Source organism: Pseudocitrobacter sp. 73 (assembly GCF_008369545.1).
Taxonomy (GTDB): domain Bacteria; phylum Pseudomonadota; class Gammaproteobacteria; order Enterobacterales; family Enterobacteriaceae; genus Pseudocitrobacter; species Pseudocitrobacter vendiensis.
The window spans coordinates 32438-55987 of sequence record NZ_VTZO01000007.1 but is presented as its reverse complement, the minus strand read 5'-3'; the positions used below and the strand labels follow the sequence as shown (position 1 = coordinate 55987).

The following is a 23550-nucleotide window of genomic DNA, read 5'->3' as shown; positions in this document are numbered from 1 at the left end:
AACTCCTGAAAGGGAAGGCAGCTCCAGAAGTACATTCGGTATCAGGAACTGGGAAACTGTTTTTTGATGGGCGATCCATTAAATCGTTCATAGAGGACTAACCGGTGGATCTGGATCAAAAGCAAGAACCGTGGATCAGCGTCAACGACAAGATGCCGGTCGTCGGTGTGCCTGTTCATTGCCAGCTTAAAGGATGTTGGTCGGGCAAAATTGTTGAGTACGACTTGATCCATGTTCAGGAAGATGATTGTTCGTGGCGAACGGCGGACGACAACTCGGAAGTCAGCTATGACTTCGATGTCATCACCTGGAGACCTATTTAGGTTTGGGAGTCTTGCATTATCCGGCGGTTATTGCCGTGAAAATACGGATGTTCAAACCATGTTTTATAGCAACACCTCCTTGGGGGCGGAATTATGTTTTTTGATAACAAAGTAGAATCTCACTCGCTCGTAATGGGAGCCAGCGGGAAGGGTAAATCGGTCTTGTCCGAACAAGTGCGGAAAAATGCGAGGCTGCGCGGTGATCTGCTGGTGGATACTGAAATGTACCGTGAAGGTCGAGGGTTGAAACCATACGAGCATGAGTACGCTCGTCGCTTAGTTCTGGGGCTAAGTGGACCGTTGCCGCGTGAACTGCGTGGGAAGCCGGTGACGGTTATCTCTGATGTGTCCAGGCCAAAAAAGGTAAAGCGTCAGCCAAAGCAATTTGTTAAGACCGTGAATGGCGTAACCCTTGAACGCCAATTGGTGGCCGATGCAAGAGATCAGTTGGAAATGCAAACAGGCGTCTGGCTCAAACAACCACAGCTCATCGAGCTGATGGAAGAGTCGGGCATAGACGAAACTCTGGCCGATTTTGGTGAGGCTGAAACACAGATCCGAGAAATGCTGGCGGATGCGTTGGCGATGAAACTGGTAGGACGCTCATGGCCCAAGTGTGGAGCCCTCTATAACGCGGCAGAAAAGTCCGACGTTAACTTCTCCTCCGAGCTTGATGCTGCGGCCAAAAAAGCTGGATACATGGTTCGCTAAATGGGATTTGGTGTGGACAAGATAGATCGGCAAAGTTGGCTCGTTAAATTCAGGCGAGCGAAGTGTCAGGACACTTTAGACACGATGAGGGATGCGGCCATTCGCAACTATGAAGGGAATATTCGTGTTATCGCGGATATTGTATTGGCCCATGAGGCGAGAGAGACAGAAATTGAAAAAGGGATGTTTTGTCGAATAGTTAGATAGTCTGATGGGCTATCAGGTGGTGATTATGAAAAAGAGAATACTTCATCTGCCCGTAAAAAAGATTTACTTCGATCAGATCAAATCTGGAGAAAAACCAGATGAATATCGCCTCGTTACAGACTACTGGATAAAAAGACTAGAGGGGCGCGAGTATGATGAAGTCCATGTTAAGTGTGGCTACCCAAAGGCTGGAGATATGTCCAGGATAGAGATTCGCCCTTGGCGTGGCTTCTCAAGGAGTGTTATAACGCACCCGCACTTTGGAGATTGTCCGGTTGAAGTATTCGCTATCCATGTGAATTGAATGGTGTATGACAACTGTGCTTGGTAGGAAAATCAGGTATCAAAAGAAATTGGGTTATTAAAAATTAGGGGCCATCGGCCCCTTAATTGTTTTAGTCTGTGAACATTGAACAATCGAGGTGGGATAGTGCTTGTTCGTAGCTGTCTTTGTTGTTCGTCTTACGTAGTTCCACCAGCTCAACAATCACTGGACTTAAAGCCAGAGATTGAGGCTCCCAGACGCGCTTGCATTTGACCGCCATGTTGGCATTTACGTCTGTAACAACGTAGAGAAACTCAGGCGCTTCTTTCAATGTCCCCAGGCCCTTTGCCATATCCACAGCCTCAGAGTTCTTATAGCTTCGAGTAAAGCTCAGCTCGTCTTGGGGAATGTAGCTGGCAGTCGCCGCAGCCAAACCTGACACCATGCCTTTACCTGCGCTTTTTGCAATGGCCGAGCTGGTAGCTAAAGTTGGCATTACGGCCTGCCCCATTTGGCTGGCGGATGCCGCCGCCAAGCCTGAGGCGATGTTCTTCCCTGCATCTTCGGCAGTGGCTGAGCTGGTGGTGAGCATCGCAGTTAAAATGATTGTTCCAAACATACTTAATTCCTCTATCAATCCATAAAGTCCGACTTTTTGAAGGGCATAGTGCCTTTGCAATCGGGATAGGCGGTGCAGCCCCAGAACTTAGAAGCTCGCTTCTTGCCGGGCGCTTTTCCTTTCCTGAGACGCATCGGGCTACCGCAATCTGGGCAGTCTGGACAATCCTCAGCCGCGATACGCTTCTCGGGTTTCCCTCGGTTGTCTGGGAACGTCTTCTTGCAAGCCTCGTTCTGGCAGCCCCAGAAAAATCCGTTCTTCCCTTTGATCCGGTGCATCTCTCCACCGCAGTTGAAGCATTCGTGTGAAGGCGGCTTAGCGCCCTCGAAGGCTTTAGCCATCGCGCCACCTTCTTTGGTCAGAACCGGTGCGGGCACTTTGAGCTGCTCAACCATTTGGCAGATCCAGGTGGAAATCTGCTTCATGAAGACAGACATATTCCCGGAGCCGGAGGCGACTTTCTCAAGCTCCTGCTCCCAAGCCGCAGTCATGCCGGGTGATTTGATGGCTGGTGGAAGCACTGCGATAAGCGCATGAGCCTTATCAGTTGCAAGCAGTACCTTTTTCTGACGTTTGAAGTAGCCTTTATCAACAGCGCCCTGGATGATGCTTGCGCGTGTTGCTGGAGTGCCTAAACCGGCTGTGTCTTTGAGAATTTGCTTGAACTTCTCCTCAGTCACGAACCGGGCAATGTTCTCCATCGCGGCAAGCAATGTGGCTTCGGTGAAGTGCGGTGCTGGCCGCGTCATTTTGTTTGCCAGCTCGGCACCATTAAGCAAAGCGGGTTCGCCCTGGCTAACCCTGGGGAGCTTCTCTTGTTCAACCGGCGCGTCGGTGTCTTCCCCCTCGTCCTTGGGACTGCTTTCACTATCAGAAGCAAACAAAACCTTCCAGCCTTGTTTGGCAGGTGTCTTACCAGAGGCCGCAAAGAGGTGACGCCCACACTGCACCTCGATGGAGGTTTTGGTGAACTCGAACTCGCTGTAGAACTGCGCGATGTAGAAACGACGGATGGCGTCGTAAAGATTGAACTCGATCTCAGACATGGCACTGATGTCTGTTCTGGCCGGTGTTGGAATGATCGCGTGGTGCGCGGTCACTTTGGCGTCATTGAATACCCTGGCCTTGCGATGAGGATCTGCGCCAGCCACCAGCCCAGAGACGTTCTGATCGGACAAAATGAGCGCCTGGAGAATGTCCGGAATGTCTTCCTTTTGGCTCTCGGGTAGATAACGACTATCAGTACGAGGGTAGGTGGTCGCTTTGTGCGTCTCGTACAGAGCTTGAGCTGCATCCAGTACCTGCTGAGCGGTGTATCCCCATCGTTTGCTTGCGTATTGTTGCAGCGACGTTAGATCGAAGGGGAGGGGGGCTGACTCTTTACCTGGTTTGGTTTCTGCTTTGCTGATAACAGCATTGGCACCATTGACCTGGGAGGCTACCTGCTCGGCATAGGCCTTATTGACGCACCGGCCTTGCTCGTCACTGCACTCTTCTGGTGGTATCCATTGGGCGGCAAACTGTCCATTCTGTACGGACACGTTCACACCCAGAGTCCAGTATGGTGAGGGGGTGAAACCGGCGATCTCTCGGTCCCGTTGACAAACAAGAGCGACGGTTGGGGTGATAACCCTGCCAACGTGAAGAGTGTGGTTGAAGCCGACATCTCGGGCCAGCACTGTGTAGAGGCGGCTCACGTTCATGCCTACCAACCAGTCAGCGCGTTGCCGTGCCAATGCGGCGTAGTAGAGTGAGACCGTATCCTTGCCATCCTTTACGTTGTTCAGCGCTTTCTTGATGCTTGACTCATCGAGAGCCGTCAAACAAACCCGGCGAATAGGGCCAGAGTAGCGGAATCGATCCAGAAGCGAACGGGCGATAGCCTCACCTTCTCGGTCGTAGTCCGTTGAGATGTAGATGGTGCTCGCCTTTTTGACCAGTCCCTCAACAATTTTGTACTGTTTGAACGCACTCTTGCGAACGTTGTACCGCCATGACTCTGGTGCAATAGGGAGGGTCTCCAGTGACCATGACTTGTAGCGTTCGTCATAATCGTCTGGCATATACAATTCCAGCAGGTGGCCGAACGCCCACGTAATAACGCGGTTTCCTCCATCATGGAGAAATCCATCACCTCGTTGGGAGGCCTTCATTACGCCAGCCAAATCTTTGGCCTGAGAAGGCTTCTCGCAGATATAAAGGTCCATTAAGCAGCTCCTCTCATCTTTGATTCCAGATTCGCCAGCTCAGCCCAGCTTTGGGCCAGACCTTTGACTTCGGGGTAGTCTCTGGAGAGGTTTTCGAGGACTCCAGAAATGACATAGGCCGCTTCGCGGGAATTACCCCTCGAACCGGCCTCCTGGAGCATGATTGATAAAGCGTCGAAGAGCTCAGCCTTACGGCTTGGCTCTGTCTGGTTTCTTATTTCAGAGCTTTGCATGGGTTCACCACTGAATAGGGACGCACGGACTCGCGCACAATGCGGCGATCTGCGTCAGTTACAGCCTGGCTGGTGCAAAAGTGCGTCCAGGCATTCAGATAATCTTGATAGGTGTGGGTAGGTGGTATGCAGCCGGTTACAACATCCTTGGGGATGTTTGTAGTCCCCTCGGCTTCCACAAAGCGCCAATCGTGCTCGTCCATACCTTTGCCGCCATCGCAATAGCGTTCCCAGCGTGACAACTCGTACAGCGAGTAGCCTTTGCCTTTATTCATGGACTTGAAGGTATTGATGGCTTCGTTCACATCCCCGTGCTGCTTGATCCCTGCTGGAGTTTTATCTGAACCAGCGGAGTCATCTTTGACCTTGTTCATCGTTGCGCTGACATTACCGTCGCCCAGCACATGGATATAACCAGGTTGACGTAATGCAGCACCACCGCGCCCCATGTTGTCCCATGCCATCGACAGTTCCCGGCTAACTCGGGCAGGTTTGTCATTTTCGGCAGGGGCAGTCTGGGGCTGAGGCTTTTGCTCGGGGGCGTTAGAGGCACACCCGGCCAGAATTGCCACTCCCAGAATTGCTATCAGTTGTCTCATCGTGTCGTTCCTCATCAAAAATTGTCGATGAGCCCATTCTAAAAGGGGGGGGATGGAAAGCTGGTTTCTCAAACTGCCCAAATTGGACAGATAGGCGTGTGTGCGATCTAAAGGTGTTTTGAGAGCATGTAGCGACGAGAAATACGATAGGAATATGGTCAACCTACATGCTGAAAGCCCTTAACAAGTTATTTGGTGGGCGAAGTGGAGTGATCGAGACCGCGCCGAGCGCCAGAGTGTTGCCGCTTAAAGACGTGGAAGATGAAGAAATCCCTCGATACCCACCTTTTGCCAAGGGCCTGCCAGTGGCCCCACTAGACAAGATACTGGCAACCCAAGCTGAACTGATTGAGAAAGTGCGGAACTCTCTCGGTTTCACTGTGGACGACTTCAACCGGCTTGTTTTGCCGGTGATCCAGCGGTATGCCGCGTTTGTTCACCTGTTGCCAGCTTCCGAATCACACCACCACCGTGGCGCTGGTGGTCTGTTCCGACATGGGCTTGAAGTGGCCTTCTGGGCAGCTCAGGCATCTGAGTCAGTTATCTTTTCCATCGAGGGGACGCCTCGGGAACGCCGTGACAATGAGCCGCGTTGGAGACTGGCGAGCTGTTTCTCTGGGCTGCTGCATGATGTGGGTAAACCGCTCTCGGATGTGTCCATTACGGACAAAGACGGGTCAATCACATGGAACCCGTATTCGGAGTCACTTCATGACTGGGCACACCGTCACGAAATCGACCGTTACTTTATCCGGTGGCGCGACAAGCGACACAAAAGACATGAGCAATTCTCGCTGCTGGCGGTGGATCGAATTATTCCGGCTGAGACTCGGGAGTTTCTGTCCAAGTCTGGCCCGTCCATCATGGAAGCGATGCTGGAAGCTATCTCAGGAACCAGCGTCAATCAGCCTGTGACCAAGCTGATGCTTCGCGCTGACCAAGAGAGCGTCTCACGGGACCTTCGCCAGAGTCGTCTCGATGTGGACGAGTTCTCCTATGGTGTGCCCGTCGAGCGTTACGTGTTCGATGCCATCCGCCGCCTGGTTAAAACCGGAAAATGGAAGGTCAATGAGCCAGGCGCGAAAGTCTGGCACCTCAACCAAGGTGTATTCATTGCCTGGAAACAGCTTGGGGACCTTTATGACTTGATCAGCCACGACAAGATCCCCGGTATCCCACGAGACCCTGACACACTGGCCGACATTCTCATCGAACGTGGTTTTGCTGTACCAAACACGGTGCAGGAGAAGGGTGAACGTGCGTACTACCGCTACTGGGAAGTTTTGCCTGAGATGCTCCAGGAGGCGGCGGGTTCGGTGAAGATCTTGATGCTCCGACTCGAATCAAACGACCTGGTGTTTACGACTGAGCCTCCTGCGGCTGTTGCTGCGGAAGTTGTTGGTGATGTTGAGGACGCTGAGATTGAGTTCGTTGATCCTGAGGAAGCCGATGACGGTGACGACCAAGAGGAAGGTGAAGCAGCTCTGAACGATGACATGTTGGCCGCAGAGCAGGAAGCAGAGAAAGCTCTAGCTGGCCTTGGCTTTGGTGATGCGATGGAGATGCTGAAAAGCACCTCCGATGCTGTCGAGGAGAAGCCAGAGCAAAAAGATGCGGGACCAACGGAATCATCTAAGCCTGACGCTGGCAAGAAGGGTAAGCCGCAGAGCAAACCGGGCAAAGCAAAACCGAAGAGTGATACGGAGAAACAACCCCATAAACCAGAGGCAAAAGAGGATCTGTCCCCTCAGGACATTGCCAAAAACGCACCACCTTTGGCAAACGACAATCCGTTACAAGCACTCAAGGATGTTGGGGGTGGACTGGGGGACATCGACTTCCCGTTTGACGCATTCAACGCATCGGCAGAGACAACCAGCACTGACGCAACAAACTCAGAAATCCCAGATGTGGCAATGCCCGGAAAGCAAGAGGAGCAGCCAAAACAGGACTTCGTTCCACAAGAACAAAACTCCCTGCAGGGCGATGACTTTCCAATGTTCGGTGGTTCTGATGAACCGCCATCATGGGCGATTGAGCCGCTCCCTATGCTGACTGACGCACCAGAACAACCAACGCACACGCCAGAAATGCCGCATACGGACAACGTTAATCAGCATGAGAAGGACGCAAAGACCTTGCTCGTTGAGATGTTGTCTGGATACGGGGAAGCATCGGCGTTGCTTGAACAAGCGATCATGCCTGTTTTGGAAGGTAAAACGACGCTGGGCGAAGTCCTATGCCTGATGAAGGGGCAAGCCGTCATTTTGTACCCGGATGGCGCTCGGTCGCTGGGTGCGCCGTCAGAGGTTCTCTCGAAGCTGTCCCACGCCAACGCGATTGTTCCGGACCCGATTATGCCAGGTCGCAAAGTTCGTGATTTCAGCGGAGTGAAGGCAATTGTACTGGCGGAGCAGCTTTCAGATGCAGTCGTGGCGGCCATTAAGGATGCCGAGGCGTCAATGGGTGGATACCAGGATGCCTTTGAGCTCGTCTCTCCCCCTGGCTTGGATGCAAGCAAAAATAAGTCTGCACCGAAACAACAAAGCCGAAAAAAGGCGCAGCAGCAGAAGCCTGAGGTTAATGCCGGTAAAGCCTCGCCTGAACAAAAGGCGAAAGGTAAGGACTCCCAGCCACAGCCGAAGGAGAAGAAGGTCGATGTTACTTCTCCGGTTGAAGAGCAACAGCGCAAGCCGGTCCAAGAAAAACAGAACGTGGCTCGCCTTCCTAAGCGGGAGGCTCAACCGGTGGCTCCTGAGCCCAAAGTTGAGCGTGAGAAGGAATTGGGACACGTCGAGGTGCGAGAAAGGGAAGATCCAGAGGTTAGGGAGTTTGAGCCGCCTAAGGCGAAAACAAACCCGAAAGACATCAACGCGGAAGATTTCTTGCCGTCTGGTGTTACGCCTCAGAAAGCACTCCAGATGCTCAAGGACATGATCCAAAAACGCTCGGGCCGATGGCTCGTGACACCTGTCCTGGAAGAGGATGGCTGCTTAGTAACCAGTGACAAAGCCTTCGACATGATTGCCGGTGAAAACATCGGCATCAGCAAACACATCCTCTGCGGGATGCTGAGCCGGGCACAGAGACGCCCTTTGCTCAAGAAACGTCAGGGAAAATTGTATTTAGAGGTAAATGAAACATGACAATGAGTTATGACCCGCTCGCCTACGAGATGCCGTGGCGGCCCAACTATGAAAAAAATGCTGTAGCAGGCTGGCTTGCCGCCTCCGGCGCGGCTTTGGCCGTAGAGCAAGTCAGCACGATGCCGCCGGAGCCATTCTATTGGATGACGGGGATCTGTGGCGTGATGGCGATGGCTCGTTTGCCCAAGGCTATCAAACTTCACCTGCTCCAAAAGCATTTGAAGGGGCGTGATCTGGAGTTTATTTCCATTGCGGAGCTCCAAAAGTACATCAAGGACACGCCGGACGATATGTGGCTTGGTAGTGGGTTCCTGTGGGAAAACCGCCATGCCCAGCGCGTGTTTGAGATCCTGAAACGCGACTGGACTTCCATCGTAGGGAGAGAGTCCACGGTCAAAAAGGTTGTCCGGAAGATACAGGGTAAGAAAAAGGAGCTGCCAATCGGCCAGCCCTGGATTCACGGGGTAGAGCCCAAAGAAGAGAAGCTGATGCAGCCACTCAAGCACACTGAGGGGCATTCGCTGATCGTTGGGACCACCGGCTCGGGCAAGACCCGTATGTTCGACATCCTGATTTCACAGGCCATTCTGCGTGGGGAAGCCGTGATCATCATAGACCCGAAAGGGGATAAGGAGATGCGGGACAATGCCCGACGTGCCTGTGAAGCTATGGGGCAGCCGGAAAGATTCGTCTCATTTCATCCAGCATTCCCGGAAGAGTCGGTGCGTATCGACCCTCTGCGTAACTTCACCCGCGTGACTGAAATCGCAAGTCGTTTGGCAGCGTTGATCCCGTCCGAAGCAGGGGCCGACCCGTTCAAATCATTTGGATGGCAGGCACTGAACAACATCGCTCAGGGCTTGGTCATCACTCATGATCGTCCCAACCTGACAAAGCTCCGCCGATTCCTTGAAGGTGGCGCTGCTGGCTTGGTCATCAAGGCCGTTCAGGCTTACTCAGAGCGAGTTATGCCCGACTGGGAGGCAGAAGCAGCGGCTTACTTGGAAAAAGCCAAAAACGGTTCGCGTGAGAAGATCGCTTTCGCGTTGATGAAGTTCTACTACGACATCATCCAACCTGAGCACCCGAACTCTGACCTGGAAGGCTTGCTGTCGATGTTCCAGCACGACCAAACCCACTTCTCCAAGATGGTGGCGAACCTCCTGCCGATCATGAATATGCTGACGTCCGGGGAGCTAGGCCCTCTGCTGTCTCCAGACTCATCTGATCTGAGCGACGAACGCCAGATCACCGATTCCGCAAAAATCATCAACAACGCTCAAGTTGCTTATCTGGGGCTCGACTCCCTGACCGACAACATGGTTGGTAGTGCTATGGGGTCCATCTTCCTGTCAGACCTGACAGCGGTTGCCGGTGACAGATACAACTACGGCGTCAACAACAGACCCGTAAATATCTTTGTTGATGAGGCTGCCGAGGTGATCAACGACCCGTTCATCCAGCTCCTGAACAAAGGTCGCGGTGCGAAACTTCGTCTTTTCGTTGCAACTCAGACTTTTGCTGACTTCGCAGCTCGACTGGGTAGCAAAGACAAAGCGCTCCAGGTGTTGGGGAACATCAACAACACGTTTGCTCTGCGTATCGTCGATGGTGAAACCCAGGAGTATATCGCGGATAACCTGCCGAAGACCCGGCTCAAGTACGTCATGCGGACTCAAGGCCAGAACTCGGATGGCAAGGAGCCCATTATGCACGGAGGCAACCAAGGCGAGCGTTTGATGGAGGAGGAAGCTGATCTGTTCCCAGCCCAGTTATTGGGAATGCTTCCGAACCTGGAATACATAGCCAAAATTTCAGGCGGAACAATCGTAAAAGGCCGTCTGCCCATATTGACCCAGTAAGAGCAGAGCTATGTGTGACAAGAAGTATAGAGATTACGAGGTAGCCATCATGGTCGATGTGAACCCTTTCGACAGGGTTATGAATGAATTGAAAAGTCGTGGCCGCAAGAACGCTCACATCCTGAGCATCCTCCAATTCGACTGGCCTGCATCGGAGGCCATCATCGAGAAGCTGAGCTGCTACATCACAGACGGGATTAAGGCTAATCAGGAGCCTGTGATTTACCCGATCATTGAAGAAGCTCTGCATCGCTACAGCCAGCTCGTGTTTCATGAGCAGAGAGAGAAATATGAAGACCCGGCCAGAATTGGGGCATTTCTGGAAACCCTGATCACCGAAACCTGCCGGGCGTTGGAAGTGCAAATTGTCGATAGTGGCGGTGATTCATGGTCTGTCGATTCAGGAGAGTCGTTCTCACTGTGGCTTTCTTCCCATCCAGGAGAACTATCCATTAACCCGCAGCCCCATGAGGATGAGACCTCTTTGCGTGGCTTGCTGTATGAGCTCATCACCTGTGAGAGCGTGAAAACTGTTTTAAGGAGAACCGACTATGAAGAAGCCGTGGTTGCTGGTCGCATGGCTGCTGGTTATTGAGTTGCTGGCAATATTGCTGCTGATCCCTGGCGACTGGACAGACAGAGCCATCAAAAGGGAATCCGTGCTGGTGGAACAGAGTCTTGGTGTCGAAGCAAGAGACTGGATACAGAACAAAGCATCTACCTGGTTCAGGTCGAGCGTTATTGATTCAGGCTTCTATGAGGGGATGTACCAAACGCTGATCCCATCAGAAGAGGAGCGCCAGAAGTCCAAGGGGATGCAGGATATGGGCAAGGGCTGGTTTGTGTGGGTCAAAGGCCGCATGGAAGCCTTTGTCAACGTCATTTACCAGTTCTACACACGGTTGGCGCTGTTAGCCGCGTGGGCTCCCTATATGCTGATCCTGTTCGTACCTGCGGTATATGACGGGATGATGACATGGCGAATTAAGCGGACCAACTTCGATTATGCGAGTCCGGTTCTCCATCGTTATAGCGTTCGCGGAACGATGTACCTGATGGCCGGATTGTTCATCGCGTTCTTCATCCCCATAGCGCTCGATCCGGTTGTCATCCCGATGACAATGATGACGTGCTGTGTCCTGGTTGGCCTGACGTTCGGCAACCTCCAGAAACGGGTATAGGGAGGGAGGATGAGCTACTCCGTTATAAATCAAGATGGGGTGCATCTGTGCGACATCCCATTGAACGTCTACCAGGTGATACGTCGCCAATCCTTGTCTGCGTTGTGGCTTTACTGGGCGCAGAGCTTGAATTTGGTGAAGGTGCTCATTGCTTGCGTCGGAAAGATGATCTTTGTGATGCCGGTAATGTGGTTCTGGGTGCTGGTGGTGTGCCGCTTGGTTGAACCAGAACGTATCTCAGACGTGCCAGGACTTATCTCTCCGGACGTGATCGGGTGGGCCGCTGGTGCGGCCATCACCCTCATTATCTATTCCGTTTTTACACGCCCAGCTTTGTACGGATACCACAACTTTTTCAAGCAGCATATTTGCTCAAGAGTAAAGCAAGTAACGCCGGAACTCAGAACAGTCACTGGGCCACTGTTCTTTTACCGAAACGAAATTGGAACGATATAGAGAGGAACCATGAAAGTAACCAATAAACTCAAACTGCTGGCACTGGGGCTGTGTATGGCCGGTACTGCCATCGCGGCTCCTGATGTGCTCAATGACGACGCAAAGCTCAAGAACCTTGAGAAGGTGTGTCCCGACTGTAAGATGGTGGCAAAAGATGTACTCAATCTGCGGGTTGAAAACTGCCAGCTCAAAGACACTTCCAGTGCAATGATGATTGGCACCATGCAAAATGACCCTATGTTTTCGTTTATGCTGGCAGTACACACAGCGGCAGGCTCGGAGGCATACAAAACGGTAGTTGGTGCCGCTGGCAACCATGTTGACTGTGAAAACCCGTTGAACTGGATCAAGCTGACCCAGCAAGCGATTAAAGGAGGCAAAGTCTAATGCGTAAGAGAGATTTCTTTTTTGGAGAGGTGTATGAGGGGGGTGCAGGAGCCACTCTACGACTGAGTGATATGGAACCATTGGCAAGAAAAGTGTCGGCAGAGTTCTTCACTGCACAACTGAACCGTATGCTGAAAGAGCATGACGGTCAGTTGACGCTCAGCGATGGAACGTCGTACCCCAGCTTTTGGAGCTTCATCGACAAGGTTGTTCCAGAGCAGGTTGGTTTCGTGGAGATCTACGCTCGGCAGGATGTTAACGATAATGTTGAAGCGACACTGGCGTGTGACATCGTTTTGGTAAATGGTGTGATCACCGTTAAACCTCACTGGTGTGCTTACAAAGACATCAGGGCTGACGAAGTGATTTCCACCTTACTGGTGCCTTTGCATTTGAAGGCTCTCCAGGGTAAGGCTTACATTCGCTGGGATGATGGTGAAACCGAACCTCTGTTACAAAACGACGACTATCAGGCTGAACTTGAAAATGTGTTTAGTGTTTCCAAGTACCCATCAGCCATGAGCTGGGGCGATACAGCAGACCAGAAGGTTAAGCAGTACAAGATGGACCTTGAGTGCGCCACAGATGTTGGTTGTCGAGGTGTCTCATCAGAGCAAGCATGGGATGCTTATCGAGAACTCCGTTACAATAGAACAGTGTGAAACAAGCGGCCATTGGCCGCTTTGAACTTTCACATGTGAAAGTTTTTCGCCTCCCGCTCTTATCATCTCCTCGAATAAACCTCCATAAAGTGCCCAAAATGGGCCGTAACAGCACTGTTCCTAGATTGATCAATTAAGAGACGATTACTCCGTGATGACGACAAGTTATTTGGAGGGTCTATGTCCGCACAAGCTCACGTCAGAGAAAGCGAAAGCTCATCTGGTTCATTCATCTCCTGGCAGTTCCTTGTCTGGCAGGTGATGTTCGTTATAGGTGTTGTTGCAGGGATGAACCTGGAACACGCATTCAATTTTCTAGGTTAATGGGAGGAAGTGTGAACCTTAATAAACAATTTTTCTGGTTTTTGATGAACGCGGTGCTGATGTGCATCTTCATCGTTCCAGTGGCCGTCGCGTTTTGGCTGTCTGCTTTTGCGGCAGGTTTTGACTGGAGTCAGTGGGTTAAGTTGGCTGCTGATACGGCCAACAGAGCTGCAAGTGACCCGGCCAAGGCTCTGGGCACGGTTCAGACCTACTGGGGCATTCTCAGCTTCTTCCTGCTGGCGGCGTACAGTCTGATGTTCAAGTTTAAAGCCAATGCTAACAAGGAAGTGAAAACTCTGGGGGTGGCCCGACCAGCCAATGAAGTTAGCGTTGCGGCTTCGGAAAAACATTCGGAAGCGGTTCCTCAAAATCAATAACCGATCCAGTAAACGCAAAAAAGGCGGCTTAGGCCGCCTTTTTTTATTTGTCGCTGGAAGTGCCCGAAAAGGGCGCGAAGCCGTGGCAGAAAATCAGTGACCCTGAATGAGAATACAGGCCACTAGGAAAAGAAGAGGGTTGCTATGAAGCCTGTAAAGATACCGCGCCGGGTCGATGAGCCCCCGCATCTGCTGTTGTGGAGCGCAGATGAGTTGGCCCCGATGCTTTTGGGGCTAACGATAGGGGTCATCATCGGTAAGGCCCTGATCTGCTTTCTGGGGGGGTTACTTGTAACCAACCTTTATCGCCGATTCAGGGATAACCATCCGGATGGATACCTGCTCCACATGATCTACTGGGCCGGGTTCATCATGACCAAGGCCAAATCTCTCAAGAATCCGTTTGTCCGGAGGTATTTGCCTTGAACCTGAAAAAGTATCTCAAGACCTGGGAAGGGACCCAAACAGAAAATAAGTGGGGACGAATCTTCCAGGGTGGTCTTATTGCTATCGTTTTCCTGCTGGTGGTCCAAGTATTCAGCAAGGAAACCATCGTCACTATCCAGCCTTTCACGCTCACGGAAGAAGCCTGGGTGACGAAAAATAACGCCTCTCAGTCCTATAAAGAGGCTTGGGGTTTCGCTTTTGCTCAGCTCCTTGGCAATGTGACGCCAGGAACCGTTGACTTTGTGAAAGAACGGATCACCCCGCTTCTCTCCCCGAGCATCTATCAGGACGTGATTGATGCCATCGAAATTCAAGCTCAACAGATCAAGAACGACCGCGTAACCATGCGGTTTGAGCCGCGTTTTGTTGAGTACGAGCCCAAGAGCGACAAGGTGTTTGTCTACGGATATTCCTACGTCAAAGGGGCTTCTTCTAACGAAGAGCGTAGCGAACGCTCCTACGAGTTCGCCATCAAGATTTCAAACTACGCGCCCGTGCTGGACTACATCGACACCTATGTAGGAAAGCCACGCACCAAAACTGTTTTGGAGCAACTCCAGCGCAAAGAAGAAAACCGGAGAAAGCATGAAGAACAACGCTAAACTTTCGCTCCTGGCGCTGTCCTTGGCGCTTGGAACTTCAATGGCCTATGCCTCGGATGACATTCCTGTTGTCCCGGCCAGTGTTATGAAAAAGGATGTTCCTGCCCCTGTGACGTCAGGACAAAGCTCCCATGAGGTTGTGGGCAGCATGAATGAAAACCCCTTACTGACGATGAAGCCGGGGGTTAACCAGATCATCCCGATAGCCGTTGGTCATCCGAACCGAATCGTCACGCCTTTCAGCAATCCTGAGATCGTTTCAACATCTCTGACCGGGGCGACGGATAACGGCCAGTGTGGTGAGGTCTGCATCAAAGAGAATGTGGTCTATGTCGCCACGGATAAGCAGTATCCGGTGACTATGTTCATTACTGAAAAAGGCTCGGAAGCCCAAGCTCTCAGCCTGACGATGGTTCCCCGTCGTATTCCGCCCAGAGAAGTCTTTCTCAAGCTCGATGGTGGTGTAGGTATCACTGGTGCTTTTGCCAATACCAAGGCTGAGACCTGGGAACAGAGCCAGCCTTATGTCGAAACCATCCGGTCAGTATTCCGAAAGATTGCTCTTGGTGAAGTCCCTCAAGGTTACACGTTGAACCGCATCCCTGCTGGTGCTGCGGTGCCGAGCTGCGCTCATCCTGGGGTAAAGGTGGATTTTAGCAAGGGGCAATACATGATGGGCCACCACCTTAACGTGTTCATCGGTGTCGCCCTGAACGTCTCTGATCAGCCTATTGAGTTCAAAGAGGCGTTGTGTGGGAGCTGGGATGTGGCTGCGGTGACTACGTGGCCGCTTAACGTGCTTGAGCCCGGCCAGAAGACGGAGATCTATGTGGCGAAGAAGCAGAAGCGTGGTCTCGCACCAACGTCTAAGCGTCCATCGCTGCTGGGAGGTGCCCAATGATTAAGCGATTTTGGACACAGTTAGACCCCAACAAGAAGCGTTGGGTGTCTATCGCTGGCGGCGTCTTCGTTCTTTTTGCGGTCGTGACAATGTTCTCTGGTGAACCCAAGAAAGAAGAGAAGCGCGGTCGCCAAGAAACCATCAAGCACGTTCTCACAGACAAAAACACCCGTGAGATCGGGATAGATTCGTTGTCTGCCGATGTGAAGATGGTGTCTCGTGAAAACTCCGACCTGAAAAAGGAGCTGGAACGAGTCAAGAAAGAGCTGGAGGAAACCAAAACCACTGCCGGGAAATCCAGTGATGTTGGCCGTGAGATGACCCGCCTTCGTCAAGATTTGGACCGCCTGACCCAGAAGAACATGGAATTGGCTAAGAAAGTCGAAACCGGCGCTGCTGGTGGAAAAACATCCTCTTCATCAGAGGATGCCAGAGCCGATGTTAATGGTGCATCTGGTGGTGATGGTCAGTTCATGGAGAAAAAGCTCGACTACAAAGATCCAGCATCCTTTTTTCGGGACGCACCGCTTCCTGACTCGAAGGGTGGGGCTCCTGCAACTGGCAAGGGAGACGGTCGTGATGCAACTAAACCAGGCATCCAAATAGTGAGCTACTCGCAGAAAGCGCCAGAAGTTGAAGAGAAGGACAACAAGGATGATGAGTCTATCTACCTACCTTCTGGCTCCATCCTGACAGGGGTGCTCATCAACGGTATGGACGCACCAACATCTCAAGGTGCTCGTCGAGATCCGTTCCCTTCGACCCTCAGGATTCAGAAAGAGGCTATTTTGCCTAACCGCTTCCGTGCGGATGTTCGTGAGTGCTTCCTGATTGTTTCAGGCTATGGAGATCTCAGTTCAGAGCGAGCGTACCTGCGTGGCGAGACCTTCTCGTGCGTTCGGGATGATGGGGGGGTCATAGAAGCGAAGCTGGATTCCTATGCAGTGGGTGAAGACGGTAAGGCCGGTGTCCGTGGTCGCGTCGTATCGAAGCAGGGGCAAATCATCGCCAAGAGCTTGATGGCAGGCTTCCTTGGTGGCGTTTCCGAAGCCTTTGACGTCAATCCTGTGCCGGTCGTCAGCACTAACCCTGGCTCAAATACCCAGTACCAGTCTGTGTTCTCCGACCAGATGTTGCAGGGAGCAGCAGTGAAGGGGGCCAGTAAGGCGCTAGATCGCATCGCTCAGTTCTATATCGACATGGCCGAAGGCATCTTCCCCGTTATCGAGGTCGATGCTGGCCGTCAGGTAGACATCATCGTGACCAAAGGAACCAAGCTACAAATTCGTTCCACCGGGGGAACCAAGAAATGAAAAATTTGAACATTTTGACCAGAAAGGGCAGTTCCAGAGGCGAGGCTCAAAAGGAACAGGCAGTAAGATCCGCAAAGATGTTGGGGGTGGGTGCAGCGCTACTTATTTTGTCGGGCTGTTCGACGTTCAACATCGGCAAGGATGAGTATAGCTGTCCGGGAATGCCGAATGGTGTTCAGTGTATGTCAGCGCGAGACGTTTACGCCGCAACCAATGACGGAAATGTCCCGCGCCCAATGAAACCAGAGGAAGTCGAGGCCAAAGCGGAAGCGGATGGCGAAGGTTCCTCAAACGTTTCAGCGAACTCATCTAGCTCCGGAGACCCGGTGATTGACAACTATGTCGCACCGCGTCTTCCGGATCGCCCGATTCCAATTCGTACACCAGCACAGGTTATGCGGATTTGGGTAGCTCCCTGGGAGGACACCAATGGTGATCTCATCGTGACAGGGTATGTCTATACCGAAATCGAACCGCGCAGGTGGGTGATTGGGGATGGCACACCGCAAAGTGAGCCAGTTTTGAGACCGCTGCAAACGGTACAACACGAACCGAAGTCTGAAACAACCAAATAGGAGATGTTCTTGATGAACGCAAATCAGTTGGCGAATGCCTCAAGTAAAAACAACGCACTCTTCCTCTTCCTGGGGTTGATGGTGGTAGCCTTCCTGCTCGTGCCGGATCAGGCCCACGCTGGTACTGGTGGTACAGCGTTTGACGACGTATGGGTAACTCTCAAGGATTGGACCCAAGGTACTTTGGGTCGAATCGTTGCGGGTGCGATGATCCTGGTCGGTGTTGTTGGTGGTATCGCTCGCCAGAGCCTCATGGCTTTCGCTATGGGTATCGGTGGCGGTATGGGCCTGTACAACTCCCCGACCGTAGTGGAATCCATCATGTCTGCTACTCTGGAACATGCAGAGAAGGTCATCCCGGCTGTTGTGCAACTCAGCAATGGCCTGGGGGTGTAAAAGACACCTTGCCGTTAATCAACGGGTGATAGGGGCAGCCTAAAAGCTGCCCTTATTTTTTGGCAAAAAGTCCAGTCATAACAAATTCCAACTATTTCCTTATTTGCTCAAAAAGGGCACTTCCACAGCCCATGTTTATGCACTCCCTCCCGTAACCTCCAGCATTGGGTTCTTGTAACTCAAAACGAATGGAGAATGCGATGATCAATTTCAAGCCTAAAATTCCGGCGATGCTTGGGGCTCTGGCGGTTCTTACCGCTGGTGCTGCTCATGCAGAGCTGCTGGAATACACCTTTAAGGCTCCAGATGGTACGCAACGGTCTCTGACTCCGAATGCCAACTATGCCAACCCAACGGGCAATATCTCGTTTGCCTTGAGTGCCGGTATCGACCGAAAGGTAAAGATTTCGGTGATTCGGTCGGATGGAACAGTGGTTTCGACAGCGACCAGCCACCTTCTTGGGGCTACTGATCGCATCACAGTGGGTGGAAAATCCTACTATGGTGCGGAACTTCAACTACCGGCTCCTTCCGAGGGAGTCTACAAACTAAGGGCCGAAATACTGGCGTCAGACGGAAGTTCCGTTCAGACTGATGAATACCCGCTTCAAGTCGATACGACAGCGCCAAGTTTGGCAAACGTGACAGTAAAAGGGGAATGGAACCGGGCGCTTTCTGATGGAACGCTACTGCGAGGTCCTAACCGATTTTCAGGTATAGATGTGTCTGCATCTGATGCCGGTTCTTCGGTTTCCTCTATACAGGCGTATGCTGTAGATAGCAAAGGCAAGAGGAGTCCTGTTGTCTCGGTTAATTACGCCAACGGCCAAGGCCAGTTGTTGAACTGGAGCACTGTGTTCCCTAATGGGGAGGATCTATATACGCTTCATTTCGAGGCCCTGGATAAAGCAGGGAACAAAGGGTCAATAGCCTATCCTATTGCTTGGGATTCAGTAGGTGCAAAGTCTGGAGAGAATCCTGAGCCAGTAGCAGTGTATGACCCTAAGAACCCGCAGGCCTCAACTTTTAAGGTTAATGGTCAGGCCCTATCAGGTTTTGCGCCTTATCAGAACGGAATGACCATTTATTCCGATACCTACAGGGTGCTCTACCGGATACCCAAAACAAACTCCTATCCTTCTTCACCTTACGGTGCTCAAAGCGGTAACTGGTGTGATTATAAAAACTGTATTGAAGGCAATATCATTGCCGAAGACGGTACATATGATTATCGGCAGACGCAAGCTGATGTATTCCAGCAACATGGGACAAAAACTAAGTCGTTTATTATTTACGACTGGGTTATGAACTCTCTTGGTAATACATCCGTCAGTGTGAAAGCTGATCCATCGGTTAGCTTGGCTCCCATCGGTAAGTATGTTGAATATCTTAGGGATGATGGTCAGTGGGTCCGCGGTGAAACCATTAATATGAGCTCAGTTAACCATTATAAAAAACTGAGATTTCATGTTGAGCCGAGACCTTACGCTCAGGAGTTATGGGGATCTTGGTTGCCTACTACTAAAATTCCGGCAAATGCTTCTTATGCAGAAGTGGATACGGATATATCGTTCAGTGGGCGCTCATGTTCATGGCCTGGATATTGGTCTCGACCGGAAGGGAAGCCTGAACTTCCGTCTGATCGGATTGGGGCAACGTTCTGCTATGACCTTAACCCTCCTGAAATTGCTGGGTTAGAACGAAATGGGCGGATTTTTAAAGCTCATTTCCGTGAGCCTGATTCATTTGACGGTTGGGGTGTTAACCAGTGGGTTATTTCTAACAACTCAAGTGCGTCTGCGATAACCTCGACTGGCGAAGAACGTCCGTTGTCTCGTACTGAAGTTCTTCGTAGTAGCACAAATGATTGGTTTTTCACATTTTCTGCTGAGAATCTGTCAGAGGGCACATATACCGGCATATCTCTCGTAGCTAAAGATGCTTTCGGTAATGAGGTTAAGCAGGTATTCACTGGCTCCCAATATGCTATGAGCATAGATAATTCAGCGCCGACACTAACCGTATCGATCAGTGATGGAGCACCAATCCAGTCTTTGGATGATGTTGTAATCACCTTGACTGATACTGCCGACCCGAGTCCTAAGCTGACCTCTATTGCCCTCGTCGGAGGCCCAGCCGATGACAAGGTGCAGTTGTCTTGGCGTGAGGAGTCGAAAGGTCGATTCCGCCTTGAGTACCCGGTAATGTTCCCGTCTTTGAAGGAAGGGGAATCTTACACGCTGACTGTTTCCGGTGAGGACGCACAAGGCAACGCGGTTCAAAAGGCGGTTGGCTTCGAGTACAAACCGCGTCAGGTGATGCTGGCGGATGGGATGGATGGCAAGGTTATGGTCCCCGCTGTCACTCATGAATTTGTTCATGCAGATGGCAAGCGGATCATCGAGACCAAGCCGCTGACGCTCAGTGATGGTGCTGTCGTGACAGGTTCATACGACGTGTTTGCGACCCTCCGTTCTGATGCGAAAGTGCCGCTGGTGGTGAATGGGGTGCGTATCGAGCCGGGCCAGACAATGGGGATCATGAGCCAACATGATTTCGGTGCGTCAGGTGGTCGTTTGAGCATTCCGGTTAAACCGGCTGTTCCTGATGTGGTCGGCTCTTCCAGTCTTCTTGTCATGACCTCCGCGCCGAACTCACCCATCTTGGTTGTGGACATCAATACCTGGAAAGGGACGGCCAAGCTCTCGGCTGAATCATGGACAATTCGCCAGGTTATTGACCCGGTGAAAATCTATGCCCTGCCAGAGTCGGGTGTGCCTTGCCGGTTCACCACGAAAGAGGATGTGGCTATGGCCGCAGACCCAATTCGTGACCCGGTGTGTTTGCTCCAATGGGACAGAACTCCGGATGAGGCTGAACAAACTACGCAGGACAACAACGGGATGAAAGTTGCCGGGCTGGTGGGGCAGGCTGTGAGCATTGGTGAACAACCTGTCGAATACAGCCTGTACCTGTTCAGTGGTGACGGTTCCAAGGTAAAAGTTGGGTCTGGCTCTCAGAACCTGACGGTAACTACTGCCTATGGCTCTGTTGGTTACACCCCGATTGATGACATTGCTCAGGTGAATCGCGTCATTGAAGACTTTGATGTGAACTTCAAGCAGAGCAAAGGTCCTGATTGTTCAATCACTCTCAGTGCTGACCGTGCGAAAAACGAGGCCGCGAACAAAGCTGTTGGCAGTGCAAGCCGCACCTGTCTGTTCGAGTGGCAGCAGATCCCCGATGGACTGGTCCAAGACCCGTTATCGGAATCTCCTTCGTTGTCAGGTTCCCTGGCCGAGAACGGTGATCACCCTCTGGGGTGGCGGGTAAGTATTTTCACCCGTAACGGCACTCGGGTGACGTTGAACGACGAGACTTTCAATGTCGAAGCGGTTGACCCACCAGCTCCGACCGTTGAACTAGCCTCCGACTACAACTTCAAAGACAACATCTACTTGGTGCCGATGACAGGTAACTACCTGGGTGATGCCATTATCAACTCTGAACGAGCTGATCTGGATATTGCCATATCGCGCAACTCTGATGTTCTTGAGTCTGAGACCTTCACTCCGGGATGGGGTGCCACCAATAAGGTGTATCGCCGCATCAATACCGATGAGCGAGCGTTGTGGGAGGAGACCACCTACAAGGTGAACGCGGCCTACAACAAGGTGCCTGATGTGAAGACTGAGGTTGTCTACCGGGCTATCTCTGCACCTTCTGACAGTATCCGTCCTATCGTTGAAGTTAAAGGTGATACCGCGATTGACACCCAGGCATTGCCGGTTAGGGTTCTCATCCGTGATCAGTACAAACCTGATGGTGACTATGACGCTAACACGATGGGGGTGTGGAAAGTACGCCTGATCCAGCAAAAGGCCTACAACGAGACGGTTGCGCTCACTGATTATGCGGAAGCATCGAACGGTGAAGCTCAGTTCTCAGTAGACCTGTCTGGTGTGGATACTTCCTCCGTCCGTATCGCTGCTGAGGCTGTTCTGGAAAGCCCTGTTGAGGGTTACAACCGCACAGAGTTGTCTATCAGACCTGCCTTCTTGACAGTGCTTCGTGGTGGTGCCATCGGTGCTGGCGTGGAGGCTCGCAAGTTGTCTGGTGAAGCTCCGTTCACTGCTGTGTTCAAGCTATCTTTGGACGACCGTCAGGATCTCCGGGCTACCGGCCAGGTTGTGTGGGAAACCAGTAAGGACGACGGTAAAACCTGGGAGCAGTTCATCCCAGAAGATCGATACAAGTATCAGCTTGTGAAGACCTTCGACAAGGGGGAGTACCAGGTTCGGGCCAAGGTGGTGAACGTCAACTCAGGTGCGGAAAAGTACACCGAAGCGGTCAGTGTTGTCGCTTACGACAAACCTGATATTGCTGTTATCGGCCCGACCACGTTGTTTGTCGGAAGTGAAGGCAAGTACACAGCGAACCTGACGTTGAACGATGAGCCAATCTCCGGTGGCAATGCCATTGTTGAGTGGTCTACTGACGGTGGCAAAACCTACGCGCAGACAGGGGATAGCATCACGCTTTCGAGCGATGAAGAAACCCGATACCGCCTGTGGGCTCGTGTGCGCTCTGCCACTGCACCGGCTGATGACGGCTATGCCTATGAAGTTGCGAAAACGGCAGTTGACTTCCGAGCAGTGAAGGCCCCCCGTCCTTACGTGACAGGGCCGCGAGTCATTGAGACCGGTAAGAAGTATGTGTTCAAAGCCGAAACCAGCCTGCCTTACCGTGGGATGGACGTGAAGCTGAACGGGTTCTTCACGCTGCCTGATGGCTCAATTGTGCAGGGTGATACTGCTGAGTACGTGCCTTCGGACACTGACCTCAACCAGGCTACTGTAGAAACGAAGTACACCACCTGGATCGAAGGATACCGAGATCAGGGTGCAGAAGCCTCGCATAGCCTACGCTCCCGCGTGTGGCAGTATGTATGGCCGAGCTTCGGAATGCAGGTCAGGAAGAACGCTGACGTGGCTCCTGCGACGATCACCGCGTCAGTGCGGCCAATTGCCTTCAACGGCAAGCTGGAAGAACCGACCTACGAGTGGGAGTTGCCGGAAGGCGCAGTGATTCAGGATCAGCGGCAGGATATTGTCCGGTCCTTTGTGATCAATGAGCCGGGCGATTACAACATCAAGGTGACTGTCCGTGATGCTCGCGGCCATGAAACCGTGATCGAGCAACCGCTCAAGATCGGCCAGGCAGAGCCCTATGCTATCGACCTGCAATACTCTGGCTCGAACAAATACGAGCGTGAGCCTCTGGATGTGCTGTTGCGACCGTACATTTCTGGCGGCCACCCACGCGACCGTATTTCGACTCGCGTCTACTCGGTAGATGGTACGCCGTTGGAAAGCAGCGGTTACTACGGCAGAGCAACTCTGGGCGCTGGTGAGCACAGCATCAAGCTGAAAATAACCTCAGAAATGGGGCATGAAGCTGAGGGCGAGGTGAACATCAATGTGGCAGAGAACAAGTTGCCTGCATGTAGCCTGAGCTCACGAGAGACCGTTGGGTCGTGGATCGTTTATGCGAACTGCGAAGATACCGATGGCCGCATGAAGTCCTACGAATGGACCATTGCCGGTGAGTTGCAGAGCATCAGCTCTGATCGAGTGACTATCAGCAAGGGCACCTATGAAACGATGCCGACCATCTCTCTGGTTGGGGTCGATGACTCTGGTGGCAAATCCGAAGCTGTTACCATGAACTAAGGTTCATTCCTCTCAAAGCCCGGTT

Annotated in this window: 23 protein-coding genes; 19 read left to right on the top strand and 4 right to left on the bottom strand. The window is 52.1% G+C overall.

Annotated elements, in window-relative coordinates; translation table 11 throughout:
• The first annotated feature begins 104 nt into the window (after nucleotides 1-104).
• From F0Q32_RS07140 to F0Q32_RS07125, 3 genes are all read left to right on the top strand, one after another.
• Nucleotides 105-323 carry a hypothetical protein gene (locus F0Q32_RS07140; RefSeq protein ID WP_000362482.1) on the top strand — a complete coding sequence of 73 codons (219 nt, stop codon included), beginning with the start codon at nucleotides 105-107 and terminating at the stop codon, nucleotides 321-323.
• A 93-nt stretch (nucleotides 324-416) separates the two neighbouring features.
• Complete coding sequence (locus F0Q32_RS07135; protein ID WP_000464631.1) at nucleotides 417-1034, top strand: hypothetical protein; 618 nt, start codon at nucleotides 417-419, stop codon at nucleotides 1032-1034.
• A 232-nt stretch (nucleotides 1035-1266) separates the two neighbouring features.
• Complete coding sequence (locus F0Q32_RS07125; protein WP_014386427.1) at nucleotides 1267-1545, top strand: hypothetical protein; 279 nt, start codon at nucleotides 1267-1269, stop codon at nucleotides 1543-1545.
• Nucleotides 1546-1636: 91 nt separating this feature from the next.
• On the opposite strand, the gene F0Q32_RS07120 is transcribed toward F0Q32_RS07125, so the two are convergent.
• The 4 genes from F0Q32_RS07120 to F0Q32_RS07105 are packed head-to-tail and all read right to left on the bottom strand — an operon-like array spanning nucleotide 1637 to nucleotide 5164.
• A complete protein-coding gene (locus F0Q32_RS07120; RefSeq protein WP_000468105.1) occupies nucleotides 1637-2125 on the bottom strand; it encodes a hypothetical protein in 489 nt (162 codons plus the stop codon).
• A gap of 14 nt (nucleotides 2126-2139) precedes the next feature.
• Nucleotides 2140-4332, bottom strand: coding sequence for a DNA topoisomerase 3 (locus F0Q32_RS07115; protein WP_000366822.1), 2193 nt, complete (start codon nucleotides 4330-4332; stop codon nucleotides 2140-2142).
• Entirely contained in the window at nucleotides 4332-4565 is a 234-nt protein-coding gene (locus tag F0Q32_RS07110) for a hypothetical protein (protein WP_001191892.1), read from the bottom strand. Before F0Q32_RS07110 ends, F0Q32_RS07115 begins: the two co-directional genes overlap by 1 nt.
• Nucleotides 4547-5164: a hypothetical protein gene (locus tag F0Q32_RS07105; RefSeq protein WP_001249396.1), complete on the bottom strand. Its 618-nt coding sequence runs from the start codon at nucleotides 5162-5164 to the stop codon at nucleotides 4547-4549. Before F0Q32_RS07105 ends, F0Q32_RS07110 begins: the two co-directional genes overlap by 19 nt.
• A 167-nt stretch (nucleotides 5165-5331) precedes the next feature.
• Here F0Q32_RS07105 and mobH point away from each other — a divergent pair, with 167 nt between their 5' ends.
• From mobH to F0Q32_RS07030, 16 genes are all read left to right on the top strand, one after another.
• Entirely contained in the window at nucleotides 5332-8310 is a 2979-nt protein-coding gene (gene mobH / locus F0Q32_RS07100; protein WP_001337757.1) for a MobH family relaxase, read from the top strand.
• Nucleotides 8307-10172: a conjugative transfer system coupling protein TraD gene (traD, locus tag F0Q32_RS07095; protein WP_000178856.1), complete on the top strand. Its 1866-nt coding sequence runs from the start codon at nucleotides 8307-8309 to the stop codon at nucleotides 10170-10172. The genes mobH and traD overlap by 4 nt, the downstream gene beginning before the upstream one ends.
• A gap of 49 nt (nucleotides 10173-10221) precedes the next feature.
• Nucleotides 10222-10767 carry a hypothetical protein gene (locus F0Q32_RS07090; RefSeq protein ID WP_000228720.1) on the top strand — a complete coding sequence of 182 codons (546 nt, stop codon included), beginning with the start codon at nucleotides 10222-10224 and terminating at the stop codon, nucleotides 10765-10767.
• Nucleotides 10724-11353: a DUF4400 domain-containing protein gene (locus F0Q32_RS07085; RefSeq protein ID WP_000743450.1), complete on the top strand. Its 630-nt coding sequence runs from the start codon at nucleotides 10724-10726 to the stop codon at nucleotides 11351-11353. Before F0Q32_RS07090 ends, F0Q32_RS07085 begins: the two co-directional genes overlap by 44 nt.
• Nucleotides 11354-11362: 9 nt before the next feature.
• Entirely contained in the window at nucleotides 11363-11809 is a 447-nt protein-coding gene (locus tag F0Q32_RS07080) for a hypothetical protein (RefSeq protein ID WP_000122506.1), read from the top strand.
• Nucleotides 11810-11818: 9 nt separating this feature from the next.
• Entirely contained in the window at nucleotides 11819-12196 is a 378-nt protein-coding gene (locus tag F0Q32_RS07075; protein WP_000869261.1) for a hypothetical protein, read from the top strand.
• Complete coding sequence (locus F0Q32_RS07070) at nucleotides 12196-12858, top strand: hypothetical protein (protein WP_001231463.1); 663 nt, start codon at nucleotides 12196-12198, stop codon at nucleotides 12856-12858. The genes F0Q32_RS07075 and F0Q32_RS07070 overlap by 1 nt, the downstream gene beginning before the upstream one ends.
• Nucleotides 12859-13038: 180 nt before the next feature.
• Nucleotides 13039-13182 carry a hypothetical protein gene (locus tag F0Q32_RS26135; RefSeq protein ID WP_001275801.1) on the top strand — a complete coding sequence of 48 codons (144 nt, stop codon included), beginning with the start codon at nucleotides 13039-13041 and terminating at the stop codon, nucleotides 13180-13182.
• A gap of 11 nt (nucleotides 13183-13193) precedes the next feature.
• A complete protein-coding gene (locus F0Q32_RS07065; RefSeq protein WP_001052531.1) occupies nucleotides 13194-13559 on the top strand; it encodes a hypothetical protein in 366 nt (121 codons plus the stop codon).
• 144 nt (nucleotides 13560-13703) lie between these two features.
• Nucleotides 13704-13985, top strand: coding sequence for a type IV conjugative transfer system protein TraL (gene traL / locus F0Q32_RS07060; RefSeq protein WP_000805625.1), 282 nt, complete (start codon nucleotides 13704-13706; stop codon nucleotides 13983-13985).
• Nucleotides 13982-14608 carry a TraE/TraK family type IV conjugative transfer system protein gene (locus tag F0Q32_RS07055; RefSeq protein ID WP_001049716.1) on the top strand — a complete coding sequence of 209 codons (627 nt, stop codon included), beginning with the start codon at nucleotides 13982-13984 and terminating at the stop codon, nucleotides 14606-14608. The genes traL and F0Q32_RS07055 overlap by 4 nt, the downstream gene beginning before the upstream one ends.
• Nucleotides 14592-15509, top strand: coding sequence for a type-F conjugative transfer system secretin TraK (locus F0Q32_RS07050; protein ID WP_000794249.1), 918 nt, complete (start codon nucleotides 14592-14594; stop codon nucleotides 15507-15509). Before F0Q32_RS07055 ends, F0Q32_RS07050 begins: the two co-directional genes overlap by 17 nt.
• Nucleotides 15509-16822, top strand: a complete 1314-nt coding sequence (locus tag F0Q32_RS07045; protein WP_024131605.1) for a TraB/VirB10 family protein — start codon at nucleotides 15509-15511, stop codon at nucleotides 16820-16822. The genes F0Q32_RS07050 and F0Q32_RS07045 overlap by 1 nt, the downstream gene beginning before the upstream one ends.
• The gene (traV, locus tag F0Q32_RS07040; RefSeq protein WP_000793435.1) at nucleotides 16819-17397 is read left to right on the top strand and encodes a type IV conjugative transfer system lipoprotein TraV; all 579 of its coding nucleotides are present in this window, start codon (nucleotides 16819-16821) and stop codon (nucleotides 17395-17397) included. The genes F0Q32_RS07045 and traV overlap by 4 nt, the downstream gene beginning before the upstream one ends.
• Before the next feature lie 78 nt (nucleotides 17398-17475).
• Nucleotides 17476-17793 carry a TraA family conjugative transfer protein gene (gene traA, locus F0Q32_RS07035; protein WP_064754699.1) on the top strand — a complete coding sequence of 106 codons (318 nt, stop codon included), beginning with the start codon at nucleotides 17476-17478 and terminating at the stop codon, nucleotides 17791-17793.
• Between the two features lie 200 nt (nucleotides 17794-17993).
• Entirely contained in the window at nucleotides 17994-23525 is a 5532-nt protein-coding gene (locus tag F0Q32_RS07030; protein ID WP_000606833.1) for an Ig-like domain-containing protein, read from the top strand.
• Nucleotides 23526-23550: the final 25 nt, after the last annotated feature.